Source organism: Aliiroseovarius salicola (assembly GCF_027891095.1).
Taxonomy (GTDB): domain Bacteria; phylum Pseudomonadota; class Alphaproteobacteria; order Rhodobacterales; family Rhodobacteraceae; genus Aliiroseovarius; species Aliiroseovarius salicola.
In genome coordinates, this window is record NZ_JAQIIO010000001.1 from 666,584 (window position 1) to 678,112 (window position 11,529).

9 protein-coding genes and 1 tRNA gene are annotated in these 11,529 nt (G+C 56.2%); 9 read left to right on the plus strand and 1 reads right to left on the minus strand.

Features of this window, described 5'->3' with window-relative positions:
• Position 1: 1 nt before the first annotated feature.
• The gene (gene ggt / locus O2N63_RS03355) at positions 2-1,795 is read right to left on the minus strand and encodes a gamma-glutamyltransferase (RefSeq protein ID WP_271052730.1); all 1,794 of its coding nucleotides are present in this window, start codon (positions 1,793-1,795) and stop codon (positions 2-4) included.
• A gap of 207 nt (positions 1,796-2,002) precedes the next feature.
• Here ggt and O2N63_RS03360 point away from each other — a divergent pair, with 207 nt between their 5' ends.
• From O2N63_RS03360 to O2N63_RS03400, 9 genes are all read left to right on the plus strand, one after another.
• Positions 2,003-2,686: a hypothetical protein gene (locus tag O2N63_RS03360; protein ID WP_271052732.1), complete on the plus strand. Its 684-nt coding sequence runs from the start codon at positions 2,003-2,005 to the stop codon at positions 2,684-2,686.
• Complete coding sequence (locus tag O2N63_RS03365; RefSeq protein WP_271052733.1) at positions 2,683-4,887, plus strand: NosR/NirI family protein; 2,205 nt, start codon at positions 2,683-2,685, stop codon at positions 4,885-4,887. The genes O2N63_RS03360 and O2N63_RS03365 overlap by 4 nt, the downstream gene beginning before the upstream one ends.
• Positions 4,884-6,794 (plus strand): TAT-dependent nitrous-oxide reductase, encoded by a 1,911-nt coding sequence (gene nosZ, locus O2N63_RS03370; RefSeq protein ID WP_271052734.1) that lies wholly within the window; start codon positions 4,884-4,886, stop codon positions 6,792-6,794. The genes O2N63_RS03365 and nosZ overlap by 4 nt, the downstream gene beginning before the upstream one ends.
• 3 nt (positions 6,795-6,797) lie before the next feature.
• Positions 6,798-8,057 carry a nitrous oxide reductase family maturation protein NosD gene (locus O2N63_RS03375; RefSeq protein WP_271052735.1) on the plus strand — a complete coding sequence of 420 codons (1,260 nt, stop codon included), beginning with the start codon at positions 6,798-6,800 and terminating at the stop codon, positions 8,055-8,057.
• A complete protein-coding gene (locus O2N63_RS03380) occupies positions 8,047-8,943 on the plus strand; it encodes an ABC transporter ATP-binding protein (RefSeq protein WP_271052736.1) in 897 nt (298 codons plus the stop codon). The genes O2N63_RS03375 and O2N63_RS03380 overlap by 11 nt, the downstream gene beginning before the upstream one ends.
• The gene (locus O2N63_RS03385; RefSeq protein ID WP_271052737.1) at positions 8,940-9,761 is read left to right on the plus strand and encodes an ABC transporter permease; all 822 of its coding nucleotides are present in this window, start codon (positions 8,940-8,942) and stop codon (positions 9,759-9,761) included. The genes O2N63_RS03380 and O2N63_RS03385 overlap by 4 nt, the downstream gene beginning before the upstream one ends.
• Positions 9,758-10,276 (plus strand): nitrous oxide reductase accessory protein NosL, encoded by a 519-nt coding sequence (locus O2N63_RS03390; protein ID WP_271052738.1) that lies wholly within the window; start codon positions 9,758-9,760, stop codon positions 10,274-10,276. The genes O2N63_RS03385 and O2N63_RS03390 overlap by 4 nt, the downstream gene beginning before the upstream one ends.
• Positions 10,273-11,169 (plus strand): FAD:protein FMN transferase, encoded by an 897-nt coding sequence (locus O2N63_RS03395; protein ID WP_271052739.1) that lies wholly within the window; start codon positions 10,273-10,275, stop codon positions 11,167-11,169. The genes O2N63_RS03390 and O2N63_RS03395 overlap by 4 nt, the downstream gene beginning before the upstream one ends.
• Positions 11,170-11,427: 258 nt before the next feature.
• Positions 11,428-11,501, plus strand: a tRNA-Gly gene (locus tag O2N63_RS03400).
• Positions 11,502-11,529: the final 28 nt, after the last annotated feature.

An 11,529-nucleotide genomic window follows, 5' to 3' on the forward strand; every position in this document is an offset into this window, starting at 1 on the left:
TTCATTCGCCCAGAGCAATACCCTCACGACGCGGATCCGCCCCACCGCGTAGAGTTTCCCCGATGGCGATGGCGTGCAGTCCTGAATTGAGGCTTCTCTTCCCAACCTCAAATCCCATATCGATCAGCGGTCCTTCCAACTCTTCTGCCCATGTGCCAGCTTCCAAATCGTAGGTGCCGAAGCGATTGACAAGATGGGGCATCGAAAGCGCTTGCTGCACATCCATCTTCCAATCGAGATGTGCGATAATGGTGGTGGCAACATACCCAATGATACGACTCCCTCCCGGGCTCCCAATCACCAGAACCGGCTTGTCATCTTTCATGACAATTGTGGGGGCCATTGATGATCTGGGGCGTTTTCCCGGCTCGACCCTATTGGCAATCGGAATGCCGTTTTGATGCGTGCGGAAGGAAAAATCGGTCAATTCATTGTTCAATAGAAAACCTCGGACCATCAGCCTTGAGCCGAATGCGTTTTCGATGGTCGTGGTCATCGCCAATGCGTTCCCATAACTGTCGACGATTGAAATATGCGAAGTGGACGGAAATTCGATGCTTTCGTCATCCGCATAAAGAAGGGCGTGTTCCCATTCGGGATTGCCCGGTGCAACTTCTGGAAGCGCATCATCGCCTGAAAGCAGCTCAGCTCGTTGGCTAAGATACTCTTCTGCCACCAACCCGTCGACGGGTACCGGCACAAAATTAACATCTGCGATGTAACGTCCCCGATCTGCGAAGGCCAATCTCGATGCATCGCCGATCAATCGCCATGCCGTTGGGTTACGTGGTCCCAGTGCACCCAAATCATATTCATCCAGCATCCCCAGGATCTGCCCAACAGTTAGTGCTCCTGAAGATGGCGGCCCCATGCCGCAGACATCGTGATTGCGATAAGCCGCACAGACCGGAGGTCGTTCGATCACGCGATAAAGAGCCAGGTCAATTGCTGATAACCGCCCCGGATTCCCACTGGAATTGCGAACTGTGGACACGATATCCTCGGCAATCTCTCCTTTGTAAAAGGCAGATGACCCGCCTGCTGCGATCTTGCGTAGCGTGTCTGCATAGCGGGTGTTCACAAGGCGATCGCCCGCTGTGATGGGCGTTCCGCCCGGAAAGAAATAATCAGATGTTGTGGCAAATCGCTGTAGCCTTTCGCCATCCCGTTCCACCAATTGAGCAAGGCGCGGCGAGACGGTGAAGCCGTTATCAGCAAGATGGATTGCGTCGTCAAAGAGGCTGGCCCAATTCGCCTTGCCCCATCGCCGGTGAGCGTTCTCCATAAGTCGAGGTGTTCCGGGTGTGCCGACAGACAGGCCACCGACGACAGCATCAAAGAACTTTTTGGGTTCGCCGTCATCCGTCTGAAATTGCAACGGATCTGCACCCAAGGGGGCGGTTTCGCGCCCGTCCAGCGTTGTCAGCTGGGAACTGGCAGCGTCATACCAGACCAGAAAAGCACCCCCGCCCAATCCAGACGACTGAGGTTCGACCAGCCCGAGAACTGCTTGAACGGCGACCATCGCATCAGCTGCGGTTCCCCCTTCCCTCAATACACGAGCACCCGCCTCAACCGCCAAAGGATTGGCCGCGGCCACCATCCAGTCCTTGGCTTCCGTAGGCCCCCCGGACAGCTTGGTTTTCAGCGCAGAATTGGCGGCATCAGACAATCCGGAAAAGTCTCGGGATGTTTCAGTTTTTGCTTCTGGCGCAACTCCGTCCGCCGTGTCTTGGGCCACTGCTAATGGTGTTGCGGACAATGCAATTGCGGCGCTCAGGATCCAACGTCTCATGATTACCTCTAAAATAAGCGATTTCACGAACTGAATACCACGAAATGCAAGGTCCCAACAAATGGGTGGACACGTGTCATGACCGGGCTGGTTCGCTGCAAACAGCAAGATGGTGCAATTAGGATCTGGCCCGTGTGAGAAACCAACCCACTTGTCCGACACGATCCCAGCCTTCGGAATTGCCTGCTGTCTCGCAGGATCCCGCGCGTGGTCCCTGAAGTGTCAGACAAAACTTATTACTTAGATAATCTAAAGCCATTTCGGAATGAATCCATATTAATCAGTGCGTTAGCTTCTTTCAATAAAACATATTCAAAAATCGTGATTGATAATAGTCAATACATGAACGCGCCACAAATGGTTTTGGTCAGGCATCTGATCAGGGAATCACGTATGCGCGCACGCGAACACATCGCTAAATGGGCCGGGGCGGGGCGGAAGTCGCTGCGTCACAGTTCGCACGTGATGTTGTCAGCATTAGGCATTTTGGCTCTTGTGGTCCAAATTTTCAGCGCGAATGTGGGGTTGGCGTCAACCGGCAGTTGGATTGAGATTTGTTCGGAAGTCGGCGTGTCTTATGTGCAGCTCGATGCGGATGGGAACGCAATCGATCAAGCAGATAACATCGGGAATGACGATACCTGCATAGATTGTGGTGATTGTGATTTCTGCTCTACGTCGATGACGGGTCAAGCAGCGTTGCTGTCCAACCTGATGACGGATCACGCCTTGGTGAATGATCATGCGTTGATGAAAACACAAATTGATGGGTTCGCATTCAACAGAGCCTGGCCTGAAACCCGTGGCCCTCCATTAGTGAACAATGAATTAACTGACCGCGCCTTGCGTGCGTTCATGGTGGTTACCTTATTAAACGGAGGTGCGCTATGAACGTAAAGCGCGCAATCTATACGTGGCTCTTTGCGATTGTCCTGATCCTGTCCGGGGTTGTGACCACCAGCGCGAATGCTGACACACTCGCGAATTTCCTTCCAGAATTGACCCCCTCCGAATTGGCCCCAGGTGCGGACGCATTTGGACCGATCCGTGATGATGTGGCCGTCGCGCCGATCCTGAAAGGCGGCGAGACAATCGCCTATGCATTTCTGACCTCTGATTTTGTTGGCACCACCGGATATTCCGGCAAACCAATCCACGTTGTGGCGGCCATTGATCCCGATGCGGTGCTGACTGGCGTGAAGCTGGTAAAGCACTCCGAACCAATTGTTCTGATCGGTATTCCAAACTCCAAGATGGTCAAATTGACCGAAGGGTATGCCGGGTTGGATCTGAAGGCCGAAGCCGCCTCGGGCGGTGATGCGCATGACCTTGATATCATTTCTGGGGCCACCGTCACGATCATGGTGATCGATGACAGTCTTGTGCGGGGCGGTATCAAGGTTTCGCGCGCGCTGGGTCTCGGTGGGCTTTCGCCCGCGACGCCGGATGGCCCGCGTCGCGAGGTCGACATGGCGCAAGATACTGTGTCGGATTGGACGACCCTATCCGGGGACGGATCTGTTCGCCGCTTGACGTTGGACATCGGTCAGATCAATGCTGCCTTTGAGGCAACGGGTGACGCCAAGGCCATCGCCCGCCCCGAACGGGGTGAACCTGATGACACGTTTATCGATATGCACATGGCATTGGTGTCCGTTCCGTCAATTGGGCGCACCTTGCTGGGGGATGCAGAATACAAAAACCTGACGGAATGGTTGGATGAAGGCGAACAAGCCCTGCTGCTGTTGAGCCGTGGCGGCTATGGCTACAAAGGTTCAGGTTATGTGCGCGGTGGGATCTTCGACCGGATCCAGATGATCCAGGGCGACAATTCGGTCCGCTTCTTTGACAAGCAGCAACGCCGCTTGGGGGCGCTGGCCACAGCAGACAGCCCAAGCTTCACTGAATTGGATCTGTTTAAAATTCCGGCAGATGCGGAATTTGATCCGACCGAAGCTTTCCGCATGCAGCTGCTGGCACAGCGTGCCATCGGGGCGGTGGAAAAGACCTTCCTGACCTTCGATCTGGGCTACAAGTTGCCGGAACGCTTCCTTCTGCCCGCTGCGGCTGCGCCGGTCATTTTATCAAGTGCCGATGATGAGGCGGCGGCGAAATCTGCGCTCTGGCAGCGAATCTGGAAAGACAAGACCGTCGAGATTGGTGTGCTTGGTGTGATGCTTCTGGTGCTGACCGGGGTGTTCTTCTTCCAGTTCCACGCCACGCGAAACGCACGCGTCTTCTACTGGTTCCGCATCGGCTACCTGACATTCACGCTGGTCTTCCTTGGCTGGTATGCCAACGCACAGCTGTCGATTGTGAACCTGATGGCGCTGGCAGGCAGTCTGCGCTCGGGCTTTACTTGGGATGCTTTCCTTATGGACCCGCTGGTCTTCATCCAGTGGTTTGCCGTCGCTGCCGCGCTGATCTTCTGGGGGCGCGGCGCCTACTGCGGCTGGTTGTGTCCATTTGGTGCATTGCAAGAGCTTTTAAACAAGGCTGCCAGGGCGCTGAAAGTGCCGCAATGGAATGTCCCATGGGGGCTGCATGAACGCCTGTGGCCGATCAAATACATGATCTTCTTTGGCCTCTTTGGTCTCAGCATGATTTCGATCCCACTGGCGGAAACCTATGCCGAAGTGGAGCCCTTCAAGACCGCAATCATCCTGAAATTCGTGCGGGAATGGCCATTCGTTGTGTTTGCTCTGGTGCTTTTGATCGCAGGGCTTTTCATCGAACGCTTTTACTGTCGCTACCTCTGCCCGCTGGGTGGTGCGCTGGCGATCCCTGCGCGCATCCGCATGTTTGACTGGCTCAAGCGATACCACGATTGCGGCCATCCCTGTCAGACGTGCCGCAACGAATGCCCGGTCCAGGCCATTCACCGGACCGGTGAGATCAATCCGAACGAGTGTGTCGACTGCCTGCATTGCCAGGTTCTTTACCAGTCGTCCGAGAAATGCCCGGTTGTTATCCGCACGCTGAAACGGCGCGCAAAGACCGGCACGGCGGATCTGAACATCCCGCCAAGAAACCCACCGGCGAACCATCCGAACGCCAAAAGAACGTCAGCTTTCAAGGAGGAAAGACAATGACTGACAAGAACAAACTCTCAATGACCCGCCGGGGCATGCTGGGGGCCACCGCCACGGGCGCGGTCTTTGCCGGCACCGGTCTCGGCTCTACGCTGATGACCGCGAAAGAGGCCAGCGCCGCTGCCAATGCGAACCTGCAACCCGGTGAGCTCGACGAATATTACGGTTTCTGGTCCTCGGGTCAGACCGGCGAACTGCGCATCATGGGTGTTCCGTCCATGCGTGAACTGATGCGCGTTCCTGTGTTCAACCGCTGCTCGGCCACCGGTTGGGGTCAGACAAATGAATCGCTGAAGGTCCTGACTGAAGGTCTGCTGCCGGAAACCAAGGATTTCCTCGCAGCCAACGGCAAAGTCACCTATGACAATGGCGACCTGCACCACCCGCACATGTCCTTCACCGACGGCACCTATGACGGTCGCTTCCTGTTCATGAACGACAAGGCCAACACCCGTGTTGCCCGTGTGCGTTGTGACGTGATGAAATGCGACAAGATCATTGAGATCCCGAACGCAATGGATATCCACGGCCTGCGTCCGCAGAAATTCCCGCGCACCGGCTATGTCTTTGCAAACGGCGAGCATGAAGCACCGCTGGTCAACGACGGCAAGATCCTGGACGAGCCAGAGAAGTACGTGAACATCTTCACCGCCATTGATGGCGATGAGATGGAAGTGGCCTGGCAGGTGATCGTGTCGGGTAACCTCGACAACACCGATTGTGACTATCAGGGCAAATACGCCTTCTCGACCTCGTACAACTCGGAAATGGGTATGACCCTTGCCGAGATGACCGAGTCTGAGATGGACCACGTGGTTGTCTTTAACCTGAAGGAAATCGAGAAAGCCATCGAAACCGGTGACTATCAAGAACTGAACGGTGTGAAAGTTGTTGATGGCCGCAAAGGTCAGAACAAGAACTACACTCGTTATATCCCGATCCCGAATTCGCCCCATGGCGTGAACGCGGCACCGGATCGGAAGCACATCATGATCAACGGCAAGCTGTCGCCCACCGTTTCGGTGATCGACGTGGACAAAGTTGATGCCCTGTTCGCTGGTGCAGATGAGCGTTCGTGCATCGTGGCTGAACCCGAACTGGGTCTTGGTCCTCTACACACCGCGTTCGACAACAAAGGCAACGCCTACACCACCTTGTTCCTCGACAGCCAAGTGGCGAAGTGGGACATCCAGAAGGCGATTGATGCCTATGCTGGTGCCGATGTAGACCCAATCCTAGACAAAGTGGACGTGCAGTATCAGCCGGGCCACAACTCGACTTCGATGGGTGAAACTGCTGAGGCCGACGGCAAATGGCTCATTTCGATGAACAAGTTCTCGAAAGACCGCTTCCTGAACGTGGGTCCGCTGAAGCCTGAAAACGAGCAGCTGATCGACATCTCCGGCGACAAGATGACGGTTGTGCATGATGGCCCGACCTTTGCCGAACCGCATGACTCGATCATCGTGCACCGTTCGAAGGTGAACCCGGTCAATGTCTGGGATCGTAATGATCCGATGTGGGAAGATGCTCGCAAGCAGGCCGAGGCCGATGGCGTTGTGCTCGAGGATGGTCACGACACAATCATCCGTGATAAAGATGATCCGTCCAAAGTGCGCGTCTATATGTACTCGATCGCACCGACCTTCAGCCTTGAGAAGTTCACCGTGAAACAAGGTGACGAGGTGACGGTTTACGTGACCAACCTTGATGACGTGGACGATGTGACCCACGGCTTCTGCATGGCCAACTTTGGTGTCGCCATGGAGATTGGCCCGATGGCAACCGCATCCGTGACATTTGTCGCTGATCGTCCGGGTGTACATTGGTTCTATTGCCAGTGGTTCTGCCACGCGCTCCACATGGAGATGCGCGGCCGGATGCTGGTTGAACCTCGCGAGGCTTAAGAAATGCGTTGGCTCCTGACCCTTGGACTTGTTCTTTCTGCCAGCCTGTCTCAGGCGGCTGAATGGGATGTGCCCAACACGCCAGGAGCCATTGCTGAAACACTGGCTCGGGCCGCAGAGGGCGATGTGCTTCGCCTGCGGCCCGGGACCTACTACGAAAATGTTGTGTTGGACAAATCCCTGACGCTGGATGGAGGTGGGCACGCCACCATCGATGGGCAGGGAAACGGCAGCGTTATTACTGTGACCGGAGACGGCGTGACCGTTCAAGGTCTGACAGTCATCGGATCGGGGTCATCCCATGATGGGATCGATAGCGGGATCCAGCTGCTGAAAACCGCTGAGGCACCTGTTATCCGTGACAATGTGCTTCTCGGCAACCTCTACGGTATCGACATCCACGGTGCAGATAATGCGCTGGTGACTGGCAACAGGGTCGAAGGCCGACAGGACCGTCATATGAACGCGCGGGGCAACGGCATTTATGTCTGGAATTCGCCCGGCGCAATTGTCGAAAACAATCAGGTCCGCTGGGGCCGCGACGGGATTTTCGTGAACTCGTCGAAACGCAATATCTTCCGCGATAACACTTTCCGCGATTTGCGATTTGCCGTGCACTACATGTACGCGGACAACTCCGAAGTGACCGGCAATGTGTCGGTTGGAAATCACCTTGGTTATGCGGTGATGTTCTCGACTCGCGTGAAGGTCTCCGACAACGTCTCGATCAATGACCGCGACCATGGCGTCATGCTGAACTATGCCAATCGTAGTACCATCACCGGAAACTATGTGAAGAACGCGACAGAAAAATGCACGTTCCTTTACAACTCGAACAAGAATGACTTCTCGGGCAACTGGTTTCAGGGCTGCGGGATTGGCATTCATTTCACCGCCGGATCCGACAACAACCGGATCGTCGGCAACAGTTTCATCGGCAACCGCACGCAGGTGAAATACGTCTCGACCAAATGGGTCGAATGGTCTGAAAATGGGCAGGGCAACCACTGGTCTGATTTTGCCGCCTTCGACGTAGACGGCGACGGGATTGCAGATGCGCCCTATCGCCCCAATGACAGCATGGATCACGTGCTGTGGACGCAGCCTGCTGCGAAATTGCTTCTCGGGTCGCCAGCTGTGCAGCTTGTACGCTGGTCGCAATCCGCCTTTCCCGCGCTTCTGCCGGGCGGGGTGATCGACTCTTCTCCTCTCATACGCGCCGTCTCACCCGCGGCCGCTGAAAAGGTGCCTCATGACGAATAATGCACTGAGCATTGAACATGTTCGAAAGGACCGCGGCAACGTCACCGTTCTAGACGACCTGTCGCTGACTGTATCCGCCGGAGAGCGTGTCGCCCTTCTGGGCCATAACGGCGCAGGGAAATCGACCCTGATCAAGACAATTCTTGGCCTGACGCCGCTGACCGCCGGGCAAATCAGCATCGGGGGGGCAAAGCCCGGCAGCACAAGCGCTCGCCGTGCCACGGCTTATTTGCCCGAAGCTGTGAGTTTCCATCCGGCCCTGACAGGTCGGGAGCAACTGACGCTTTTTGCTCGGCTGGATGGGCAAGCCGCCGATATTCAAGGCTTGTTAGAACGCGTTGGCCTGAGTGACGCTATGGACCGCCGTGTTGGAACCTATTCCAAAGGGATGCGGCAACGCCTCGGTCTGGCGCAGGTTCTGCTCGGTAAACCGAAAGTGGCCCTTTTGGATGAGCCCACCAGCGGGCTGGATCCGATCTCGAGGCAGGATCTCTACGCAATCATTGATGAATTGGCCGAACATGGTACGGCGGTGCTGATTGCCAGCCACGCGTTGACCGAGGTCGAAGCCCGTACCGATCGCATCGCCATCCTGCGCAAAGGTGTGAAGGTCGCCGATGACACGTTGGAAAGCCTGTCCGCCCAGGCGGGGCTGCCGACCAGGATGCGTATCAGAGCCACCGAGGCACAGGCAGATACGATTGCTGCAAAAATGGGCGGCGCCCGGATCAACGGCGCTTCGGTTGAGATCCATTGCGAGCCGGACCAAAAAATGGCGCGTTTGCGTGATATTGCCGCCATGGGCGACGCGGTTGTGGATATCGAGATGACACCGCCACGGCTGGAAGACCTCTATCGCCACTTTGCCAAGGAGGGGATGCAATGACCCGGTTCTTGTCGATCGCAGCTACTGAGATGCTGATTTTGCGCCGCAATCGCTGGCTCTTGATGGCGACTGTGGTGATGGTACTCTTCGCGCTTGCCCTGACTTTTGCTGGCAGCGCTCCCACTGGCACGCTTGGGGTCGATATGCTGACGATTTCCGTCACCTCCATGACCACGTTGTCTGTCTATCTTGCCCCGCTCCTTGCTTTGATGATCAGTTTTGATGCCATTGCTGGTGAATCCGAACGCGGGAGCCTTGCTCTGCTCCTTTCGTATCCGGCTGGACGCGGAGAGATCCTGCTGGGCAAGTTTGCAGCCCATCTGGCGGCGCTGGCTTTTGCCATGACCGTGGGTTTTGGCACCGCCGGGGCCATAGCTGCCTGGTTTGGCGGCGCAGGACCGGACAGTCTGTTTGCTCTTGCCCGCCTGATTTTCACGTCGATCCTGCTGGGCGCGGTGTTCCTTGCGCTGGGTTACCTTGTTTCGGCCCTGTCGCGCAGCGCAACTGCGGCGGCGGGCATGTCGGCGGGTCTGTGGCTTATCTTTGTTGTGCTCTATGATCTTGGCCTTCTGGGGGCCGTCGTGATGGATGGAGGTGGCAACTTCACCCGCTCGATCTTCCCATGGCTGATGGTGGCCAATCCGGCGGATGCGTTCCGCGTCTGGAACATTGCCGCCTCAGATGGTGTGGCGATGGCGTCGGGGATGTCTGGGGCAGCTCAGACCTTACCAGATTGGGCGGCGCCGCTGTCTCTGATCCTTTGGCCAGTGGTGGCGTTCCTTCTCGCGCGCGCTGCCTTCAAGAGGGTTGAACCATGAAACGACTGATCCTGCTGGCGGGGCTTGCCTTGGCGGCTTGCAATGAAGACGAGGCCGCTGCCCCACCGGCGCCGGTTGATCTGACTGAACAGGCATTGAGCTATTTCTGTCAGATGAATATCGCAGAGCATGGAGGGCCGAAGGGCCAGATCCATCTGGAAGGGCACCCCGCGCCGCTGTTCTTTGCACAGGTGCGCGATATGGTTGCCTATCTGAAAAGCCCTGAACGTGATGCGGAGATTACTGCGGTCTATGTCAGTAACATGAGTGTCGCGCCGAGCTGGGATGAGCCGGGTATCTCAAACTGGATCGCTGCGGAGGATGCCACATTTGTAGTTGGTGCTCCGGTTGCAGGTGGCATGGGGGCCCCGGAGATTGTTCCTTTTGCGACACCAAAGGCCGCAGATGAATTCGCTGCGCAATATGGCGGCGAAAGCGCGTCGCTTGAGACCATTCCCGATGCCGCCGCCCTTGGGCCGGTTGATCTTACCCTTGCGTTGGAGACACCCAAATGACCAGTTTTAACCGTCGTCGATTTCTTGCTGTCACGGCTGCTGCGAGCCTGTTGCCAGGTGGGGCCTCCGCTTCTGTGGCGCGTTGGAACTGGCACGCTTTGGGTGGGCCGGTATCGATGCAACTTTCGGGGATGAGTGATGCTGATGCGCAGCCGATCTTTGCGGCAGTGGAAGCCGAATTGACCCGGCTGGAAGAGATCTTCAGCCTGTATCGGACCACATCAGAAGTGTCGCGCCTGAACCGCGACAAGCGGTTGGAAAACCCATCACCAGAATTGTTGCACGTGCTTAGCCTTTGCGATTCTTTGCACCAAGCCAGTGCGGGTGCATTTGACCCTACGATTCAGCCCCTTTGGCAGGCGTATGCAAAGGGGGGTGACCCCGAAGCTGTTAAGCTGGCCCGGTCTCAATTGGGGTGGGATCAACTCCGGTTTGACACCAATGAGGTTCGCCTGACCCGAGAAGGGGCGCTGACATTGAACGGGATTGCGCAAGGGGAGATCACCGACCGGATCGTAGTGCTTCTGAAGGATCGTGGGTTGCAAGATGTGTTGGTGGACATGGGGGAAATTGCCGCCGTTGGCCACGGCCCCAAAGGTCCTTGGTCAATTGGTGTGGCGTTGCCGGATGGGACATTGGTGCATCGTCTGACCGCAAGTGATCGTGCAGTGGCGACCTCGGTTCCAACGGCCATGACCATCGGCGGCGATCAGCCACATATCCTGTCTCCGATGGGGCACGCGCCAGTTCAGCATCTGGTCAGTGTCTCGGCGTCCAAAGCCGCAGTCGCTGATGGATTATCTACCGCACTTTGCTTGATGGATATCCAGCAGACAACGACCGCCATTCACGCCTTCCCAGATGCGCGAATTGAAATCCAGAAACCGGTCTGATTGATCTGAATTGGTAGACCTGTTGGTGAATTTTCTTTTCACATCGGGCGCCGGACGATTGTTTTTTGATACTTAAATTCCTCCACATATCTTCCAGGAAGTGTAGGTCTTGGAAGATGCCTTTCCCTATCGGTTGACGCACATTCGATCAGAACTCAACAAAGTGGTGTTGTGGGAGGCAATTGTAATTCACTTTAATTGTTTTGCGTCTCTCTCTTGACGCTCTGAGCCGCATGAAATAAGTGATGATTTCACTGGGCGGGCGTTGTGTAATGGTAAGACCTCAGCCTTCCAAGCTGATGATACGGGTTCGATTCCCGTCGCCCGCTCCAGAAATCCCTTTCCCACACAGCCATAGCA

Excerpts from the sequence above, each read along its gene's own strand:
- ggt (WP_271052730.1), bottom strand. The coding sequence starts at position 1,795 with ATGAGACGTTGGATCCTGAGCGCCGCAATTGCATTGTCCGCAACACCA.
- O2N63_RS03365 (WP_271052733.1), top strand. The coding sequence starts at position 2,683 with ATGAACGTAAAGCGCGCAATCTATACGTGGCTCTTTGCGATTGTCCTG.
- nosZ (WP_271052734.1), top strand. The coding sequence starts at position 4,884 with ATGACTGACAAGAACAAACTCTCAATGACCCGCCGGGGCATGCTGGGG.
- O2N63_RS03375 (WP_271052735.1), top strand. The coding sequence starts at position 6,798 with ATGCGTTGGCTCCTGACCCTTGGACTTGTTCTTTCTGCCAGCCTGTCT.
- O2N63_RS03380 (WP_271052736.1), top strand. The coding sequence starts at position 8,047 with ATGACGAATAATGCACTGAGCATTGAACATGTTCGAAAGGACCGCGGC.
- O2N63_RS03385 (WP_271052737.1), top strand. The coding sequence starts at position 8,940 with ATGACCCGGTTCTTGTCGATCGCAGCTACTGAGATGCTGATTTTGCGC.
- O2N63_RS03390 (WP_271052738.1), top strand. The coding sequence starts at position 9,758 with ATGAAACGACTGATCCTGCTGGCGGGGCTTGCCTTGGCGGCTTGCAAT.
- O2N63_RS03395 (WP_271052739.1), top strand. The coding sequence starts at position 10,273 with ATGACCAGTTTTAACCGTCGTCGATTTCTTGCTGTCACGGCTGCTGCG.